The 19,274-nt window shown below is 64.2% G+C and carries 15 protein-coding genes and 3 tRNA genes; 4 read left to right on the top strand and 14 right to left on the bottom strand.

The features are described 5' to 3' along the window. Nucleotides 1-161 precede the first annotated feature (161 nt). Nucleotides 162-926: a hydroxyacylglutathione hydrolase gene (gene gloB / locus ACQGNJ_RS10045; protein ID WP_426689107.1), complete on the top strand. Its 765-nt coding sequence runs from the start codon at nt 162-164 to the stop codon at nt 924-926. A gap of 203 nt (nt 927-1,129) precedes the next feature. Then, a complete protein-coding gene (locus ACQGNJ_RS10050) occupies nt 1,130-2,122 on the top strand; it encodes a transglycosylase SLT domain-containing protein (protein WP_426689108.1) in 993 nt (330 codons plus the stop codon). Between the two features lie 135 nt (nt 2,123-2,257). On the opposite strand, the gene ACQGNJ_RS10055 is transcribed toward ACQGNJ_RS10050, so the two are convergent. The 10 genes from ACQGNJ_RS10055 to gstA form a co-directional block, all read right to left on the bottom strand. Continuing rightward, nucleotides 2,258-4,159 (bottom strand): SurA N-terminal domain-containing protein, encoded by a 1,902-nt coding sequence (locus tag ACQGNJ_RS10055; RefSeq protein WP_426689109.1) that lies wholly within the window; start codon nt 4,157-4,159, stop codon nt 2,258-2,260. A gap of 147 nt (nt 4,160-4,306) precedes the next feature. Further along, a tRNA-Asp gene (locus ACQGNJ_RS10060) sits at nt 4,307-4,383 on the bottom strand. An 8-nt stretch (nt 4,384-4,391) separates the two neighbouring features. Continuing rightward, nucleotides 4,392-4,466: transfer RNA gene (locus ACQGNJ_RS10065), tRNA-Val, on the bottom strand. Nucleotides 4,467-4,485: 19 nt separating this feature from the next. Further along, entirely contained in the window at nt 4,486-4,758 is a 273-nt protein-coding gene (locus tag ACQGNJ_RS10070) for an HU family DNA-binding protein (protein WP_426689110.1), read from the bottom strand. Nucleotides 4,759-5,100: 342 nt separating this feature from the next. Next, nucleotides 5,101-7,572: an endopeptidase La gene (gene lon / locus ACQGNJ_RS10075; RefSeq protein WP_426689111.1), complete on the bottom strand. Its 2,472-nt coding sequence runs from the start codon at nt 7,570-7,572 to the stop codon at nt 5,101-5,103. 172 nt (nt 7,573-7,744) lie between these two features. Next, complete coding sequence (gene clpX, locus ACQGNJ_RS10080; RefSeq protein ID WP_426689112.1) at nt 7,745-9,037, bottom strand: ATP-dependent Clp protease ATP-binding subunit ClpX; 1,293 nt, start codon at nt 9,035-9,037, stop codon at nt 7,745-7,747. A gap of 109 nt (nt 9,038-9,146) precedes the next feature. Beyond that, complete coding sequence (clpP, locus tag ACQGNJ_RS10085; protein WP_426689113.1) at nt 9,147-9,776, bottom strand: ATP-dependent Clp endopeptidase proteolytic subunit ClpP; 630 nt, start codon at nt 9,774-9,776, stop codon at nt 9,147-9,149. Nucleotides 9,777-9,839: 63 nt separating this feature from the next. Beyond that, nucleotides 9,840-11,132 carry a trigger factor gene (tig, locus tag ACQGNJ_RS10090; RefSeq protein ID WP_426689114.1) on the bottom strand — a complete coding sequence of 431 codons (1,293 nt, stop codon included), beginning with the start codon at nt 11,130-11,132 and terminating at the stop codon, nt 9,840-9,842. Between the two features lie 90 nt (nt 11,133-11,222). Next, nucleotides 11,223-11,307 (bottom strand) — tRNA-Leu (locus ACQGNJ_RS10095). Between the two features lie 332 nt (nt 11,308-11,639). Then, nucleotides 11,640-12,251, bottom strand: coding sequence for a glutathione transferase GstA (gene gstA / locus ACQGNJ_RS10100; RefSeq protein WP_426689115.1), 612 nt, complete (start codon nt 12,249-12,251; stop codon nt 11,640-11,642). Between the two features lie 183 nt (nt 12,252-12,434). Here gstA and ACQGNJ_RS10105 point away from each other — a divergent pair, with 183 nt between their 5' ends. Next, a complete protein-coding gene (locus ACQGNJ_RS10105; protein ID WP_426689116.1) occupies nt 12,435-12,824 on the top strand; it encodes a winged helix-turn-helix transcriptional regulator in 390 nt (129 codons plus the stop codon). A gap of 67 nt (nt 12,825-12,891) precedes the next feature. Here the strand turns inward: ACQGNJ_RS10105 and cysK are convergent, their stop codons facing one another. Together cysK and cysG are read right to left on the bottom strand one after the other, a co-directional pair. Then, nucleotides 12,892-13,833, bottom strand: a complete 942-nt coding sequence (gene cysK / locus ACQGNJ_RS10110; protein WP_426689117.1) for a cysteine synthase A — start codon at nt 13,831-13,833, stop codon at nt 12,892-12,894. A 73-nt stretch (nt 13,834-13,906) separates the two neighbouring features. Further along, nucleotides 13,907-15,379: a siroheme synthase CysG gene (cysG, locus tag ACQGNJ_RS10115; RefSeq protein WP_426689118.1), complete on the bottom strand. Its 1,473-nt coding sequence runs from the start codon at nt 15,377-15,379 to the stop codon at nt 13,907-13,909. Nucleotides 15,380-15,683: 304 nt separating this feature from the next. Here cysG and ACQGNJ_RS10120 point away from each other — a divergent pair, with 304 nt between their 5' ends. Further along, nucleotides 15,684-16,679, top strand: a complete 996-nt coding sequence (locus ACQGNJ_RS10120; RefSeq protein ID WP_426689119.1) for a LysR substrate-binding domain-containing protein — start codon at nt 15,684-15,686, stop codon at nt 16,677-16,679. 169 nt (nt 16,680-16,848) lie between these two features. Here ACQGNJ_RS10120 and ACQGNJ_RS10125 read toward each other — a convergent pair whose 3' ends face one another. Next, complete coding sequence (locus tag ACQGNJ_RS10125) at nt 16,849-17,571, bottom strand: phosphoadenylyl-sulfate reductase (protein WP_426689120.1); 723 nt, start codon at nt 17,569-17,571, stop codon at nt 16,849-16,851. Further along, the gene (gene cysI, locus ACQGNJ_RS10130) at nt 17,568-19,274 is read right to left on the bottom strand and encodes an assimilatory sulfite reductase (NADPH) hemoprotein subunit (RefSeq protein WP_426689121.1); all 1,707 of its coding nucleotides are present in this window, start codon (nt 19,272-19,274) and stop codon (nt 17,568-17,570) included. Before cysI ends, ACQGNJ_RS10125 begins: the two co-directional genes overlap by 4 nt.

The raw sequence follows: 19,274 nt of genomic DNA on the forward strand, positions 1-19,274 counted from the left end.
ACACAGCTGAATGGTGGCTCCAGCCATTAACGTCCTTCTAACGAGCCCGGCGCACCGCCGGTTATAGTCGACCGCCTCATGCGCGCCCGGGATGGCTGCGTCTGTTGTTCCACAGCAAGCTTCCGTGTCCGCGGGGCTTTCACAACGCAGCGGATCCCATCGTGCATCTTCTTCCGTTACCGGCCCTGGCCGACAACTACATCTGGCTGTTGCATGACGACGACGGCAATGCCCTGGTGGTCGACCCGGGCGATGCCGGCGTGGTGGAGCACGCCCTGGCGACGCTCGGCCTGCGCTTGCGCGCCATCCTGCTGACGCATCATCACCCCGATCACGTCGGCGGCATGCCCGCCTTGCGGGAACGCCACCACGTGGCGGTCTACGGGCCGGCCCATCCGGACATCGAGCCACCCGTCGAGCAGGTACGCCACGGCGATCGAATCACATTGACCGCGCCGGCCATTGGTTTCGACGTCCTCGCCGTGCCTGGCCACACCCTCAGCCACATCGCCTTCGTGGGCAGCGGACTGCTGTTTTGCGGCGACACCCTGTTCAGTCTCGGCTGCGGCCGGCTGTTCGAAGGCACACCCGCGCAGATGCTTGCTTCACTGGATCGTCTGCGTCAATTGCCTGCCGACACGCTGGTATGCGCCGGACACGAGTACACCGCTGCAAACGCACGATTCGCGCTGACGGTCGAACCCGCCAATGCCGACCTGGCGAAGCGAATGCGGGAAGTGACCAGCTTGCGCGAAGAACTCCAGCCAAGCCTGCCGGTGCAGCTTCGCAGCGAACTGGCCTGCAATCCCTTCCTGCGGATCGACACTGCCGGCGTCGTCGCCTGGGCGCGGCAACAAGGCTGCGCCGAAGATCGCGTCGAACGCTTTGCCACCCTGCGCCGCGCCAAGGATGATTTCCGCGGATGAGACCGACAAGCAGACTCCTCCCGGCCGTCCTGTCTGCGCTGTTGGCGGCATGCGCCAGCGTGCCTGCGCAGCGACCCTCTCGATCCGCCGGAACGCCTCCCCCTGCGCCAGTTCCCACCCTGGAAGCCCCGCTGCCGGACATCGAAGCCCCTGCACAAGCGGCCCAGACCGATGTGTGGACGCGGCTGCGAGCAAGCTTTGCGATGCCAGGCTGCGACGCCGACCCGGCTGTACTGAAGTGGGCCGGCCGCTTTACCCGCCATCCGCAGCAGTTCGAGAGCCAGTTGCAGGCGGTGTTGCCGCGTTTGGTCTATGTGCAGAAAGTGGCTGAGAGCTACGACGTGGCCGGAGAATTCGTGCTGCTGCCCTGGGTGGAGAGCCACTTCCGCCCGATTGCGGCGCGCAAGCACCGCCCTGCCGGCATGTGGCAACTCATGCCCGTCACCGCCGGAGCGCTCGGACTGCGCGTGGATCGTCACTATGACGGCCGCCTCGACGTGCCGGCCTCGGCCAATGCCGTCATGAAATTGCTGGAGCAGTATCACAAGCAGTTCGGCGACTGGCGCGTCACTGATTACGCCTACAACGCCGGAGAGTTCGCCGTCCGTCGGATCATCGCCAAACACGGCATGCCGCCTCGGCAACCGGCCATACCGGAGCTGCCCGTGCGCAAGGTGACTCGCGAGCACCTCACCAAGTTGCTGGCGATCGCCTGCGTGGTACGCGAGCCGGCGCGCTTCAGCGTCAATCTCCCATCCCTGCCCGGGGAGCAGCATCTGGTCCAGACCGACGTCCCCCATTCGATGTCGATGAGGCAGGCGGCCGATCGTGCCGGCATGAACGTTGATGCCTTGAGGCGATTGAACGGTGCCTTTGGTGGCGAGGTGATCGACACGGCAGCCGCTTCCTACCTGATGATGCCGGCCGGGCACGCACGTCAGTTCAACCAGGCCCGACCGGGAGTGGCCAGTGACAGTGGCGACTTGCTGCAGGCGGCTGTCACGACGAACCCGTCAACCGCCGATACTTCGGCTCGACGAGTTTCACGCAAGACCCATGTCGTCAAACCTGGCGACAGCCTGTGGCAGATTGCCCGCACGCATTCGATCAAGGTGGATCAGCTCAAGCGCTGGAATCACCTGGGCGGACACCCGCTGAAGCTTGGCCAGGTCTTGCTGATCAGCGCGCCCGACTGACCGCGGGAAGTGGCGAGTGTCCAGCCTCGTGACTGGCGATCGAGGACGGTCCGGAAGCGTCCATCCCTCATCACGAAAAGGAAGGACGGCCTCGGCCGTCCTTCTTTTCAATCGGCGACATGAACCAGCCGATGTCTACAAGCGTTGCTTGTTGATCTTGATCTCGACCTTGGACTTCAGATGGTCGATCAGCTCGCGAGTCGCCTCGTAGCCATAGGCCTGCGCCATCTGCTGGCGCAATGCTTCGCGCTGCTCCGGCAACAGCTTGGAAAGATCGCCTTCCTGCACCTTGTCGACCGCCAGCAAGGCGTAACCACCGTTCAACATGTCCACCGCGGCAAACTGCGGCTTGTTGCCCACCGGGTGCGGCAGCAGGAACGCCTGGGTCAGCAACGGTGCCGGTACCTGGGCGTGACGGACCGCCTCGCTCACCGTGGTGACCGTGACGCCCAGCGACTTGGCCACCTCGTCCATCGATTCACCCTTGCGCAGACGCGCCAGGGCATCGTCGGCCTGCTTCTTCTCGACGACGGCCATGCGCTGGTCGAGGATCTTCTGCTTCACGTCGGCGCGCACCTCGGCCAGCGGCTTGGCAGCGGCCGGGATGTGCTGGTCGAGGTGAATCACCACCGAATGGTTGTTGCCCAGATCGATCAGTGCGGAATTGTTGCCCTGAACCAGCACGTCGTCACTGAAAGCCGCGGCAACAAGCTTGGGATTGGCTGCCACACCCTCACCACCCTGGCGCGAGAACAGCCCAGTGGTCTTGATCGGCAGCTTCAACGCCACCGAAGCAGGCTCAAGCGAGCTGGGGTTCTGATAGGTGTTGTCGGACATCTTGCCCGCGACATCGTTGTAGTTGCGGTCGCGATCGGCCGCGGTAGCTTCCTTGGCCAGCTGATCACGCACTTCCTCGAACGGCTTGGACTCGCCGCTGCGAATATCGCGCAACCAGATGATGTGGTAACCATCGGTCGACAGCACCGGCTTGGAAATCTCGCCCTTCTTCAACGCGAACAGGGCCGAATCGAAAGCCTCGTTGGTGACGCCCTTCTCCAGCCAGCCCAGATCACCGCCCAGGCGGCGCGAACCCAGATCCTGCGAATCCTGCTGGGCCAGCTTGGCAAAATCGGCGGGACTGGCCTCAGCGGCGATCTTGTCGGCCTTCGCCAGCGCGGCCTTCTGCTGTTCCGGCGTGGCGTTGGCGGGAACGTTGATCAGGATGTGCGAAACAAGCCGCTGTTCCGGCTGCACGAACCGCTGTTTCTCGCTCGCATAGCGCTTGCGCAAATCATCGTCGCTCGGCTGCGCCACCAGGGGCAGGTCCGCGCCGACCACTTCGATGTATTTCACCGAAACCATTTCGGGCTTCATGTAGTCGGCCTGGTGCGCCTTGTACCAGGCTTCGATCTCGGCGTCGCTCACCACGCTGTTCTGAAGCGTCGGCTGCTGCAGCACGAAGTAGCGCAGGTCGCGACGCTGAGCTTGCAGCTTCAGGAACTGGTCGAGCCTGGCATCGCTGACGATGGTGCTGGCGGTGATCGCCGAGGGCAGCAACTGGATCGCCAGCGACGAACGGACTTCGTTTTCGAACGTGCCCGCGGTCTTGTACTGACTGGTCAGCCAGGCGCGATAGCTGGTTCCATCGAACTGGCCGTTGACCTGGAACGCGGGAATTGACGCGATGTAATTGCGCATCGCCAGATCGGAAACCCGCAGGCCCCAATCCGCGTTCGCCTGCCGCAGCACTTGTTCGTCGACCATGCCATCAAGAATACGCAGCTTGGTTTCGGTCTTCTCGAATGCGCTGGAATCGAACTGCTCGCCCTGCTCGGCGACCTGCTGCTGCCGCACCTGGTTCACCCGATCCTGGAACGCACGCTGATCGATCTCGTGCTTGCCGACCTTGGCAATGTAGGCATCGTCGTGGGACATGAAGTAGCTCTCCATGCCAAACAGCGACATCGCGAAAACGCAAACCCCGAGAAGGATGATGGACGGCCATCCATGCATCTTGTTACGCATTGCCTGCAGCATCGAAATCTTCCCGCAAGATGGTGAAAGCGCATGGCGCGCGAATGGCTCAAGTCAGCAAACCGACTCACACCGTCCAGCAATAGCCATCCCGGACGCACGCGAACCGCTCAAATGACAAGGGCGCCACACGGGCGCCCTTGCGAACTGTGGCGGAGTGGACGGGACTCGAACCCGCGACCTCCGGCGTGACAGGCCAGCATTCTAACCAACTGAACTACCACTCCGCACTATCTGGTGGGTGCTGTAGGGATCGAACCTACGACCACCGCCTTGTAAGGGCGACGCTCTACCGCTGAGCTAAGCACCCGAAACCAAGCGTCAGCCGCTTAGTTTAGGGCATCCTTCAAAGTCTTGCCAGCCTTGAAAGCAGGCACTTTCGAGGCCTTGATCTTGATCGCTTCGTTGGTGCGCGGGTTGCGACCGGTACGGGCAGCGCGCTTGCGCACGGTGAACGTGCCGAAGCCGACAACCGAGACATCCTCACCGCTCTTCAACGACTTCTGCACGGTCTCGAAAAAAGCTTCCAGAGCACGGCCAGCGTCAGCCTTGGTCAGCTCGGCCTTCTCGGCAATGGCATTGATCAGATCGGTTTTATTCATTGAGAAAACTCCCTCGTTCGGATTTCGTCGACGCGGTCAGCCGGAAGACGGGACAGCGTCGACATGGATGGTTGGCTCGCAGGATGCCATCACGCAACCCGCAACGCTGCGCTGGGATGCAACGCCGGGACTGCGGTAGCGCCTTTATACCAGTGCGTTGCCGGAAGGCGCAACACAAGTCACAGCAACGTTTCCGCAAGATCCGGCACTTGCCGATCCGTTCGCAAAACAAGTGTCGAACGACCAGGCACAATCAGCCCGACGATAACGTGCAACCAACGACGCCACGCTTGTGCGTGGCGTCGTTGGCGGTCAGGCACCGACAGTGCGGATCGCGCCTGTCTAGTGGGTCAGCGAAGGCGCTTCCGTCGAGTCTTCGGAAATCGCTGCAGGAGTCTCGTTCTTCGCCGCGTTCGGCAGCAACGGTCGCTCCAGCGCGATGTCCAGCACCTCATCAATCCAGCGCACCGGATGAATCTGCATGGACGAGGTGATGTTGGCAGGCATGTCGGCGAGGTCTTTCTTGTTGTCCTCCGGAATGATCACCGTGGTGATCCCGCCACGATGCGCCGCGAGCAGCTTCTCCTTCAGCCCGCCGATCGGCAGCACCCGGCCGCGCAGCGTGATCTCGCCGGTCATTGCCACTTCGGAGCGTACCGGTACCTTGGTCAACACCGACACCAGCGCGGTGCACATCGCAATGCCCGCGCTGGGACCATCCTTCGGCGTGGCACCTTCCGGCACGTGGATGTGCACATCGAGCTTCTGGTGGAATTCGGGATCGATGCCGAGCTGGTCGGCACGTGCGCGCACCACCGACAACGCGGCCTGGATGGATTCCTTCATGACGTCACCAAGCTGGCCGGTGTGCACCAGCCGGCCCTTGCCCGCCACCACTGACGCTTCGATGCTCAGGAGCTCTCCGCCGACCTGGGTCCAGGCCAGACCAGTGACCAGACCCACCTCGTTCTGCAATTCCTTGCGACCAAAATCGAAACGCCGCACGCCCAGGTAGTGATCGAGATTGTCCGAGTTCACCCTGACCTTGTCTGGCGCGGACTTCGCCTTGCCCTTTCCGGCCTTCGCCGGCACCTTGTTCCTGCCCTTCCTCACCTGCCCCAGAGTCAGCTCCTTGACCACCTTGCGGCAGATTTTGGAAATCTCCCGCTCCAGGTTGCGCACACCGGACTCGCGCGTGTAGTAGCGCACGATGTCGCGCAATGCCTCCTCGGTGACACTGAGTTCCTCCACCTTCAGGCCATTCGCCTTGAGTTGCTTGGCCAGCAGATATTTCTGCGCGATGCCGAGCTTCTCGTCCTCGGTGTAACCGGGGATGCGGATGACCTCCATGCGGTCCAGCAACGGACCGGGAATGTTCAGCGAGTTGGCCGTGGCGATCCACATCACCTCGGATAGATCGAGGTCGACCTCGAGATAGTGATCGTTGAATGCGTGATTCTGTTCGGGATCAAGCACCTCAAGCAGCGCCGACGACGGGTCGCCGCGGAAATCCATCGACATCTTGTCGATTTCATCGAGAACGAACAACGGATTCTTCGCGCCCACCTTGTTGATGTTCTGCACGATGCGACCGGGCATGGAGCCGATATAGGTGCGCCGATGGCCGCGGATCTCGGCCTCGTCACGGACGCCGCCCAGGCTCATCCGGACGAACTTCCGGTTGGTCGCCTTGGCAATCGACTGGCCCAGCGAGGTCTTGCCCACGCCCGGCGGCCCGACCAGGCACAGGATCGGCCCCTTCATCACGGAGACGCGCTGCTGCACGGCGAGGTATTCGAGGATCCGCTCCTTCACCTTCTCCAGCCCGAAATGGTCGGCATCCAGCACTTCCTGGGCCAGCTGCAGGTCCTTGCGCACCTTGCTGCGTTTCTTCCAGGGCACGCCGACCAGCCAGTCGAGATAGTTGCGCACCACGGTCGCCTCGGCGGACATCGGCGACATCTGCTTGAGCTTGTTGAACTCCTGCCGCGCCTTGGTCAGTACCGGCTTGGGCATGCCCGAGCCCTCGATCTTCTTCTGCAGTTCCTCGGTTTCGTTCGGGCCCTCTTCGTTGTCGCCCAGTTCCTTCTGGATCGCCTTCATCTGTTCGTTGAGGTAGTACTCGCGCTGGCTCTTCTCCATCTGCGACTTGACCCGTCCGCGGATGCGCTTTTCCACCTGCTGCAGGTCCATCTCGCCATCAACCAGGCCAATCAGCAGCTCGAGGCGCTGGCCGACATCGGCGGTCTCCAGCACCTTCTGCTTGTCCGCCATGCGCACGGAAAGGTGCGCGGCGATGGAATCGGCGACGCGCGAGGGGTCGTCTACACCGGACAGGCTGGCGAGCACTTCCGGCGGCAATTTGCGGCTTTGCTTGACCAGTTGCTCGAACAGCGAAATGAGCGTGCGCGAAACCACGTCGAGCTCACGCTCCTTGGCGTTGTAGACCGGCTCGATCACGCGCGAGCGCGCGGTCAGCATGCCGCCTTCCTCCCTGAAATCCTCGACCGAGACGCGCGACTGGCCCTCCACCAGCACCTTGACCGTGCCATCGGGCAGTTTCAACAGCTGCAACACGCCAGCCAGCGTGCCGATCTGGTGCAGGTCGGCAATCTCCGGATCGTCGATGTCCGGGCTCTTCTGCGCAACCAGCAGGATCTGCCGCTCGCCCTCCATGGCGCGTTCCAGCGCACGCATGGACTTGTCGCGACCGACAAACAGCGGAATCACCATATGCGGATAGACCACGACATCGCGCAACGGCAATACCGGCAAAGCGTCCAGCGCAGCAGGAAGGGGGGAGTTCTTGGCCATGAAAGAGGGGTCCCTCGGTCGGTTGTGCGTTCAACCCGACACTGCGCCGGGCATCCCAACTCGTCAAGTGGAGGCGCGCGTCAACCTAGTCAAGGTCGACCGGTCGCCAAAACGGAAACGGCTCCGGCGAAATCACCGGAGCCGTCGTCGATGCCGCTGGCACAGCAGATGATCAGGCGGCGTCGCCGGCCTCGCCCGCCACACGCTGCTGCAGGTTGCCGCGGTAGATCAGGTAAGGCTCGGCCTGGCCCTCGATCACCGCGTCATCCACCACCACCTTGCTGACGTGTTCCAGTGAAGGCAGCTCGTACATGGTGTCCAGCAGCACCTGCTCCAGAATGGTGCGCAGGCCGCGGGCGCCGGTCTTGCGCTTGAGCGCCTTCTTGGCAATCGCCTGCAATGCCTCCGGGCGGAACTCAAGCTCGACCTCTTCCATCTCGAACAGCTTCTTGAACTGCTTGGTCACCGCGTTCTTCGGTTCGGTGAGGATCTTCACCAGCGCCGCTTCGTCCAGCTCGTCCAGCGTGGCCACCACGGGCAGGCGCCCGACGAACTCCGGGATCAGTCCGAAGCGCACCAGATCGGCCGGCTCGACATCGGACAGCACCTTGCCCAGGTTCTCGGTGCGTTCCTTGGAACGGACCTCAGCCGAGAAGCCGATGCTGGTGTTCTCGGAGCGCTGCTGGATGACTTTCTCCAGACCGGCAAACGCGCCACCGCAGATGAACAGGATGTTCTTGGTGTCCACCTGCAGGAATTCCTGCTGCGGATGCTTGCGCCCGCCCTGCGGCGGCACCGATGCCAGGGTGCCCTCGATCAGCTTCAGCAGGGCCTGCTGCACACCCTCGCCGGACACGTCGCGCGTGATCGACGGGTTCTCGCTCTTGCGCGAGATCTTGTCGATCTCGTCGATGTAGACGATGCCCGACTGGGCCTTCTCCACGTCGTAGTCGCACTTCTGCAGCAGCTTCTGGATGATGTTCTCGACATCCTCGCCGACGTAACCCGCCTCGGTCAGCGTGGTGGCGTCGGCGATCGTGAACGGCACGTTGAGCAACCGCGCCAACGTTTCGGCCAGCAGCGTCTTGCCCGAACCGGTCGGCCCGATCAGCAGGATGTTCGATTTGCCCAGTTCGATGTCGTCGCTCTTCTGGCGCGACTCGATCCGCTTGTAATGGTTGTACACCGCCACCGCCAGCGCCTTCTTGGCGCGGCTCTGGCCTACCACGTACTGATCCAGCGATTCACGGATCTCGCGCGGCTTCGGCAACTGGGTGCGACCGGAGGCCGCCTTTTCTTCCAGCTCCTCGCGGATGATGTCGTTGCAGAGTTCCACGCATTCGTCGCAAATGAACACGGAAGGACCCGCGATCAGCTTGCGCACTTCATGCTGGCTCTTGCCACAGAAAGAGCAATAGAGAATCTTGCCGCTGTCGCTGGAACGCCCTTGCCGGTCGTCACTCATACTGTCGGTCCCGCTGGTGAATCTGGATGCGCCGCGAGAATAACACAGGGCCCCGCCTCTGCCTGCGGGCGCGGGGCCGCTCTCGTGACCGTGGTTTGGAAAACGGAACTCAGGCCGATTTCACCGTCTCGCCAGCACGTTTGTCGAGCACTTCATCGATCAGGCCATACGCCTTGGCATCCACCGCGTTCATGAAGCGGTCGCGCTCCATGTCCAGCTCGATCTTCTCGACTGACTGGCCGGTGTGTTCCGCATACAACTTGTTCAGTCGCTCACGGATGTAAAGGATCTCCCGTGCCTGGATCTCGATGTCGGTGGCCTGACCCTGCGCACCGCCCGAGGGCTGGTGGATCATGATGCGCGAGTTGGGCAGCGCGAAACGCTTGCCCTTGGCGCCGGCCATCAGCAGGAACGAGCCCATGCTGCAAGCCTGGCCGATGCACATGGTGCTGACGTTGGGCTTGATGAACTGCATCGTGTCGTAGATCGCCAGGCCGGCGGTGACGGCACCGCCCGGGCTGTTGATGTAGAAATTGATGTCCTTGTCCGGATTCTCCGACTCGAGGAACAGCATCTGCGCCACGATCAGGTTCGCGACCTGGTCATTGACCTCGCCGACCAGGAAGATCACGCGCTCTTTCAACAAGCGTGAATAAATGTCGTAGGAGCGCTCGCCGCGAGCGGTCTGCTCGACGACCATCGGCACCAAATTGAGGTTCTGGATCTGATCCATGGCCATGTTTGCAGCTCTCCGTTGATGAACCTGGCGCAATTGCTCAGGCAGATGGCTCGGGCCAAGGGCTTAAGCCCCGGCCGGACGCATCACCTCGTCGAACGTCAGATCCAGCTGCGTGGTCCTGGCGTGCTCGGCCACCCACTCTGCCACCTGGTCTTCCATCACGCGGTTCTGCAACCCTGACATCAGTTGGGGGTCGCCGTTGTACAGTTCAATGACCTTTTCCGGCTCTTCATAGGTCGAGGCAATCGCGGCCAGCTGCTCAGCCACGCGCTTGCGATCGATCTTGATCTCCTGCTTGCGGGCGATCTCGCCCATCAGCAGACCGGCGATCACGCGCTGGCGGGCCACCGGCGTGGCAGCCTCGATCAGCTGCGGCGGCGGCTGCTGGCCCTGCGGCACGCTGCCGGCAGCCATGTTGCGGGCTTCGGACTGGACCATCAGCTTCGGCACATCAAGCTCGGCATGCGTCACGGCAAGCTTCTCGGCCACTTCGGACTTCAGCCGGCCCATCAAGGCAGCCTTCAGTTCGCGCTCGAGATTCGCACGCACTTCCTTGCGGAAAGTCTCCAGGTCACCGTCGGCAATGCCGAACAACTTGGCGAATTCGGCGTCGATGTCGGGCAACTTCGGTGCCTGCACCTTGAGGATGCTGAAGCTGACCCTGGCGTTCTTGCCGGCCAGCTGCTCGTTGCGGAAATCCTCCGGAAACAGCACCTCGGTCTCGAAGCTGTCGGTGCTCTTGCGGCCGGTCAGGGCCTCATCCAGGGCCTTGAACAGGGTGCCCGAGCCGAGCACGCTGCCGGCGCGCTCCAGGCCCTCGGCCGGGAAGCGATAGTCGCCTGCGCTGGCTGCATATTCGAACATCACGAAATCGCCTTCGGCCGAAGCGCGGTCGACTTCGTCGAAGCTGCGACGCTGCTGCCGCAGGGTCTCCAGCATCTTGTCGATGTCCGCGTCGCTGACCTCGGCAACCGGGCGGTTGATCTCGAGCGCGGCAACGTCGACTTGCGGAAACTCCGGCATGATCTCGAACGTGGCGGTGTAGGCGATCTCGCCGTTTTCCGGCCTGCCGGTGGTGTCGATGGCCGGATTCGCGATCGGCTGCAGCTTCTCCTGCTGCACCGCCTCACGCAGCGTGCTGCCGATCAGATCCGACAACACTTCACCGCGCACCTGCTCGCCGAAACGCTGCTTGATCACCGTGGTGGGCACCTTGCCCGGACGGAAACCCTTCAGACGAACGGTGCGGCCCATTTCCGCGATGCGGGCGCTGACCTGCGTCTCAAACCGCTCAGCCGGAAATTTCACCGTGAGCTTGCGCTCGAGCGAGCCGATGTTCTCAACCGAAACCTGCATGACGTCTCCTGGTACTACCTGATTGTTGTGGGCCCGCACAGGCGCCATGGCGGCCGTGCCGCCCGGAAAACTAAAGAAATCAACGGGGCATGGTGCGAAAGGCGGGACTCGAACCCGCACGGGGTTAACCGCCAGAACCTAAATCTGGTGCGTCTACCAATTCCGCCACTCTCGCCTTGCCACCCTTGTCAAACGATCCCAACCCACTGATATGCAAGGCCAACATGGACTGCCTGAGCAAATCCGCCACGACCTCTCGCACCCCGCCGGTGTGATCGTCTAAGTTGATGATTCCCTTATACGAAAGCGGACCATTTTACGGTTGCGCGACGTTGTAGCACAAGCCATGGTAAGCGATTCAGGATCTCCGCCCCGCCGGGCTTGTCGGCACCCCGTATCCGGGACGTGTCACTGCCCGATCCAGCCACCCGACAGACGCGTCCTCCGAAAACGAGAAGCCGACACCTCGCGGTGCCGGCTTCTTCGAACGGTTTGCGCAAATCATGACTAACTCTTGAGCAGGCCTTCGGCGGACAAGGCCGCCTGCACCATCGGCCGCGCCGCGACGCGTTGCTGGAACGCTGCCAGCGACGTGAACCCGGACAGATCGAGATCCACGTGCTTCGCCCAGTTGGTGACCGTGAACAGATAGGCATCGGCGGCGGTGAAGTTCCCGCCCAGCAGCCAGTCCTGTCTTGCCAGCAGGGCATCGAGCATCGCGTAGCGCTTGCGCAGGTACTGCTTGCGTTCCTCGCGCGTTTCGGCGGAGGTGGCCGGGTTGAACAATGGACTGTAGGTCTTGTGCAGCTCCGAGTTGATGTAGCCCAGCATTTCCTGCAGGTGGTAGCGCGGCAGCGTGCCGTTGGCCGGTGCCAGGGCGCTTTCCGGCTTCTGGTCGGCCAGGTACTGCACGATCGCCGGGCCTTCGGTCAATATCTCGCCACTGTCCAGTTGCAGCGTCGGCACGTAGCCTTTCGGATTGATCTGCAGGAAGTCGTCGCCGTTCTCGGTGCGCCTGGTCTTGCCGTCGACCTTGACCAGTTGCAACGGAATACCCGCCTCCAGCGCCACGATGTGCGGCGAGAGCGAGCATGCACCAGGCATGTAGTAGAGCTTCATGCGTTTCTCCAGCTTTGCAAATGAAACGGGGAGTGGATGAACTGTGACACCATGCAAACGCGTGGTTGTCCGCGGAAGCAAGCATCTTAGCCAGCATGGTTACTGATGGATACCAGGTAACCTGTCGTTAGTGCAGAATGCGGTATCCACCCAGTTACCGGCGTCGGCCGGAGGAACCCCCGCATGGGTCTGCCCGTCCGCAGGAGCAAGGTTGCAATCCCGCCGCCAGCCTGCCCGCTTACCGAGAGCCTGAACCTGCTGCGCGGCGCCTGGGCGCCGAATGTCATCTGGTATCTCAGCGCCGAGCCGCGACGTTTCGGCGAGTTGCGCCATGACATCCCGCCCATCTCCGCGCGCGTGCTCAGTGCGCGGCTGCGCGAACTGGAAGCCCGCGGCCTGGTCACGCGGCAGCTGCTGAATACCTCACCGCCTTCGGCCGAATACGCCCTGACCGAACTGGGGCGCGAGCTGCTGCCGGCGATCCACGCACTGGCCGGCGTGGGGCAGAAACTGATCGCGCAATGGGGTGTGGCCGAACGCGCACGGGTAAAGGTCGGCGCACGCGACAAGTGACGGACCGTCCGCGCCGACGCGAGCCGGGCACGAACACGTCATCGCCAGGCGCGCGCCGCCCGCCTGCTCATTCGATCTCGTCGGACCCTTCATTGACGCCTTCGAACAGGAACGTCGACAGATAGCGTTCGCCGGTGTCCGGCAGCATGGCCAGCAGCACCGAACCGGCCGGCGCCTCCTTGGCCACCTCGAGCGCAGCTGCCAGCGTGGCACCGGAGGAAATGCCGGCGAAGATGCCCTCGCGCTGTGCCAGGGCGCGCGAGGTGTCGCGTGCGAGCACGTCGTCGATCAGCACGATCCGGTCGACCACCTGTGGATTCAGCACCGCCGGGACGAAGTCCGGGGTCCAACCCTGGATCTTGTGCGGCTGCCATTCCTTGCCCGACAGCAACGCCGCCACACTCGGCTCGGTGGCGATCACCTGCACGCCCGGCCGTGCCACTTTCAACACCTCACCGACGCCGGTCAGCGTGCCGCCGGTACCCCAGCCGCTGACGAAGTAGTCCAGCCGGCGGCCGGCGAAGTCCGCCAGGATCTCCGGTGCCGTGGTCTGCCGGTGATAGGCCGGATTGGCAGGATTCTCGAACTGGTTGGTGAAGAACCAGCCATGCTTGCGCGACAGCTCAAGTGCCTTCTCGACCATGCCGGTGCCGCGTGCGGCGGCGGGCGTCAGCACCACCTTGCCACCATAGGCCCGGATGAGCTTGCGCCGCTCGATCGAGAACGTCTCGGCCATCACCGCCACGAACGGGTAGCCGCGCGCCGCACAAACCGCCGCCAGCGCCACGCCGGTGTTGCCCGACGTGGCTTCGATCACCGTCTGGCCAGGCTGCAGCAGGCCGCGTTGCTCGGCGTCGAGGATGATCGCCAGCGCCAACCGGTCCTTTACCGAGCCGGCGGGATTGAACGACTCCACCTTGACGTAGAGCTCGACGTGCTTCGGCGCCAGCCGATGGAGACGGACGATCGGCGTTTTGCCGATGGTATCGAGGATGCTTTCATAGATCATGGAGGATCACCTTCTGCCAGGAAGTGCGGGAAAATGGGGGAACATCATGCGCCCGAGCAGGTGAAAATAGTCGTCAGCCATGATGCACGGCGCGCAGTACGTCCGGCGACGTCGTCAATGCCCGATTTGCTGCTGTGGGCAGGGCATGCACGGTAGCCCCCAGCGGCGGCTGGCCGAACCATGCCAACGACGTCGCCAATGCCGCCACTTCACCCAGGATCAGCAGGGCCGGCGAGCGCACGGCATGGAAGGTGGCTCGCTCGACCAGGTTGGCGAGGGTGCCGGTGACCACCCGCTGGTCGGCGCGTGACCCGTTTTCGACCAGTGCAAACGGCGTCGAGGCCGCCCGGCCATGAGCGATCAGCCCCGCCTGCAGCGTGCCCAGTTCCGCCACGCCCATGTACACCGCCAGCGTCTGTCGTTCCTGTGCCCATGCAGCCCAGTCGGGTCGTTCGCGCGAGGCCTGGCAATGCGCGGCAAGCAGGCGCACCGATTGCGCGTGATCGCGATGGGTCAACGGCACGCCGGCATAGGCGGCGCAGGCCAGCGCCGCGGTAATCCCCGGCACCACCTCATAAGGAATGGCGTGATCACGCAGGAATTCCAGCTCCTCGCCACCGCGGCCGAACACGAACGGATCGCCGCCTTTCAGGCGCACGACGCGTCGCCCGGCCCGTGCATGCTGCAGCAGCAAGGCGTGGATGCCATCCTGCGTCGTATGGTGATTGCCGGCCTGCTTGCCGACCTCGATTCGTTCGGCGTCACGCCTGGCCAGCCCCAGCACCTCGGCACTGACCAGCCGATCGTGCAGGATTACATCGGCCTCGTTCAGCGCGCGCAGCGCGCGCAAGGTGAGCAGGCCGGGATCGCCGGGACCGGCGCCGACCAGGATCACCGAACCGGTCACGGCATCCGGCTCGGCCAGCAAGGCCGCTTCAACCGCCTGCCGGGCCGCTTCCGGCTGCCCCTTGCGTAGCAGGGCAGCCACCGGCCCGGCGAACAGCGTTTCGTAAAAGCGCCGGCGCGCAGACAGGCCCGGGAAGCTGGTGCGAATGCGCGTGCGCAGGCTGGCGGCCAGCGTGACCAGCGCCCCTAGCGAGTGATCCAGCAGCGTTTCCAGCCGCTCGCGCAGCAGTCGCGCCAGCATCGGCGCCTCGCCACCGCTGGAAATCGCGATGATCAGCGGTGAGCGATCAATCACCGCCGGCACATGAAAGCTCGACAACGTCGCATCGTCCACCACGTTGACGAAGATCCGCCGCAAGCCGGCGAAGGTTGCGATCAACCGGTTCAACTCGACATCCGAGGTGGCCGCCACCACCAGCCAGACCCGGTCCAGCCAGCTCTCGCGGAATGCCTCGCGGCAATGCGCGACGCGGCCGGCAGCCACCCACTGTTGCAGCCGTGGCGTCAGCTCGGGCGCGTTCACGGTGACCTGCGCCCGTGCATCGAGCAATGCAGCCACCTTGCGCTCGGCGACTGCGCCGCCGCCCACCACCAGTACGGCGCGACGGGACAGGTCGGCAAACAGCGGATACAACTTCATGCGGAGTTCGGCCACGGTTCGACGGAGCCGCCACGCTACCTGGCCCGCCGTGGCCCGACAAATGATCCGGCATTCGGGTCATATGCCCTCACGGCATGAGCCTGCCGGACTTGACCAATGCGCCGAATGGACGTATAGACGTCTGATCATGATTGCAATCACAAGCCATGTCGAATCCACCGTCGCCTTCCGTCGACCGATTGCACCTGCGTGCCAGCCATGAACATGCCCCGTATCCCGCGATGTCACCGTGCTTCGCTCGCGCCTCGCCCCCACGATCCCGACCGCACACGAGAACATCGCCATGACCCTGACCCAACTGCGCTACCTGGTGGCGATCGCCGACTCCGGCCTCAACATCACCGTGGCTGCCGAACGCGTGCACGCCACCCAGCCCGGCCTGAGCAAACAGCTCAGGCAGCTTGAGGACGAGCTGGGCTTCCAGCTGTTCGTGCGCAAGGGCAAGAGCCTGGACATGGTGACGCACGCCGGCCGGCAGGTGCTGGATCGCGCACGCACGATCCTCGCCGAGGCGGCCAACATCCGCTCGATCGCCGCGAACCTGCGCAACGATGCGCACGGCGAATTGCGTATTGCCACCACCCACACCCAGGCGCGCTTCGCCCTGCCCGCGGCGATCGGCGCGCTCAGCCAGAGCTATCCGCAAGTCAGCGTGCACCTGCAGCCGGGTCGCGACAGCGAAGTGCTGGCGCAACTGGAAACGGGCCGGGTCGACCTGGCCGTGATCAGCACAGCCGGGGCCCCGCCAAACACCGGCATCGCGTTGCCGGCCTACCACTGGCATCGGGTCATCCTGGCACCGCAGGGGCATCCGCTGGCATCCAGCGACCAACCCGCTTCGCTGGAAGCGCTGGCCAGGCTTCCGCTGGTCAGCTACGAATCGTCGCTGAAGCCCGACTCCTCGCTGCGGCGCGCGTTCGAGACATGCGACCTGCAACCGCAGATCGTGATGACTGCCGGCGATGCCGACCTGATCAAGACCTACGTGCGCACCGGACTGGGCATCGGCGTGCTGGCCGAGATGGCGATACTGGACAGCGACACCGACCTGGCGGCGTTGCCGGCCGACCACCTGTTTCCGCGGTGCACGACCTGGATCGTGCTGCGCCGCGAGAGCGTGTTGCGCGAGTACATGCTGGAGTTCATCACGCAGTTCGCGCCGCACCTGGATCGTCGTGACGTGGTGCGCATGCTTGCCGGAGATCCCGCCGTCAGCGAATGGGACGGGGTACCACACTGGGACGAACGATCGTTCCCCGCGCTGTCCGCCGCCGCCTGAAGACCGCCGGCATCCATCACCGGCTCCCGCGCCCGCCGCTGCCGAGAGGCCGATCGGGATCCCGTTGCGCGACCAGGCAAGACTCTGGTCAGTGAGCGCGGCGTGACTCGGATTCGCCAGCTCCCAGGCATCCGAAGGACGCCTGGGCGAGGCGACCGCAGGCGGCTTGCTAGGCGATGCCGTGCAGTCCGCATTCGCGTTTGAGTCCGAAGAAACGGGTGTCCTCCGCGGCCATGCCCGGCTCCCAGCGATGGCTGGTATGCATATCGCCGATCGAGAGGTAGCCGTGCTGCCACAACGGGTGATACGGCAGCTGGTGACGGGCGAGGTACTGGCCGATGTCGCGATCGCTCCAGTCGGCCAGTGGATGGAATTTCCAGCGCCCATCGCGATGTTCGGCAAATTCGATTGCCTGGCGACTGCGCGACTGCCCGCGACGCAGGCCGGCAAACCAGCTGCTGGCGCCCAGCTCGGCCAGTGCCCGCCGCATCGGCTCGACCTTGCGCAGGCGGTTGTAATGATCCAGTCCCGCCACGCCCTGCTCCCATAGCCGTCCATGGCGCGCCTCCATCCAGGCGGGGCTGAGTGACGCGCGATAGACCTTGAGATTCAGCGCGAGCCGCTCGGTCAACTCGTCGACGAAACGGTAGGTTTCGGGAAACAGGTAGCCGGTATCGATCAGCACCACCGGCATCCCCGCACGCTGACGGGTCAGCAAATGCAGCGACACCGCCGCCTGCGCACCGAAGCTGGAGGACAGCACGTGTTCGCCGGCAATGTGCTCGAGCGCCCAGGCCACGCGTTGCTCCGCACTGAGTCTGCCCAGCCGCGCATTCAGTTCGGCCAATGCCTGCGGCTCATGCGATGCCAGTGCTTGCGGAACGGCAGTCATGCCCGCAACACCAGCGGTATCGGCCGGATCGCAGCCGGCTTGAGCATGCCGGTACGCAGCAGGAAGTCGCCGAAGCCCTCACCGTCGCCGCGCTCGCTGGCGTAGCGCGCAAACAGCGGATCGAGTGCGTCGAGAATCGCCACCTCGTCGATATTCTCGCGATATACCTGGTTCAGCCGCTGGCCGCTGAAGTCGGCGCCGAGGCGCAGGTCGTAGCGACCCGGCCCGCGGCCAACCAGCGCGATCTCACCCAGATACGGCCGCGAGCAGCCGTTCGGGCAGCCGGACAGGCGCAGCAGGATCGGCGCATCACTCAAGCCATGACGCGCCAGCAGCGACTCCAGCTTCGGCAGCAGCGCGGGCAGGTAGCGCTCGCTTTCGGCCATCGCCAGACCGCACGTGGGCAGCGCCACGCAGGCGATCGCGTGGCGGCGGATGCCGCTCTGCGCCAGGTAGTCGCCCAGCCCGTGCGCCTGCACGATCGCGTCGATGCGCTGGCGCTCGTCGGCCGCGACATTCGCCACGATCACATTCTGGTTGCAAGTCAGGCGGAAGTCGCCGTCATGCACCCGGGCCAACTCGCGCAGGCCGCTGAGCCAGCGCCGCTCGCCCACGTCGGCCAGTCGCCCGGACTCGATATGCAAGGTGAGGTGCCAGCGGCCGTCGTGGCCTTCGACCCAGCCGTAGCGGTCGCCATTGTGGGCGAAACGGTAGTCGCACGCCGGGGCCAGCGCGAAGCCGAGCCGCGATTCCAGCTCGCTCCTGAACACCTCCAGCCCGTAGCGGTCGAGTGTGTATTTCAGTCGCGCATGCTTGCGCTCGACGCGATCGCCCCAGTCACGCTGCACGCCGATCGCCGCCTCGGCCACCGCGAAGAGTTGCTCCGGTGTGGCGAAGCCGATCACGCTGGCCAGCCGCGGGTAGGTGCTGGCGTCGCCATGGCTGGCGCCCATGCCGCCACCGACGGCGATGTTGAAACCGCGCAATACGCCCTGCTCGACGATCGCGATCAGACCCAGGTCCTGCGCAAACACGTCGATATCGTTGAGCGGCGGGATCGCCAGTCCGATCTTGAATTTGCGTGGCAGGTAGGTGGCACCGTACAACGGCTCGTGCTCTTCCACCGGCGGCGCACCACCCGCCACTTGCTCGCCGTCCAGCCAGATCTCGTGATACGCCCGCGTCTTCGGCGCCAACTCCGCGGACAGCCGCGTGGCCCAGGCATAGGCTTCGGCATGCGCCGTCGACTCGATCGGGTTGGCGGTGCTGACCACGTTGCGCACCACGTCGCCGCAGGCGGCGATGGTGCTGGCCAGCGACTCATGGATCGCGGCGATGGTCGGCTTCAGCCGGCGTTTGATGATGCCGTGCCACTGGAAGGTCTGCCGCGTGGTGATGCGCAGCGTTCCGCTGGCGTAGTCGCGGGCGATGCGGTCGAACACCAGCCACTGTGCCGGCGTCACCACGCCACCGGGAAGGCGTGCACGCAGCATGAAGGTGTACGCCGGCTCCAGTTTCTGCCGGCGGCGTTCCTCGCGCAGGTCGCGATCGTCCTGCTGGTAGCTGCCGTGGAATTTCAGCAGCTTGGTGTCGTCGTCGCTGATGGCACCGGTGACCGGATCGGCCAGGCCCTCGACGATGCCGCCGCGCAGGAAGCGGCTGGCCGCCTTGATGTGTTCGAGATGGGAGAGTTCGTCGGTCAT

The organism is Rhodanobacter ginsengiterrae (assembly GCF_050026815.1).
GTDB classification, from domain to species: domain Bacteria; phylum Pseudomonadota; class Gammaproteobacteria; order Xanthomonadales; family Rhodanobacteraceae; genus Rhodanobacter; species Rhodanobacter ginsengiterrae.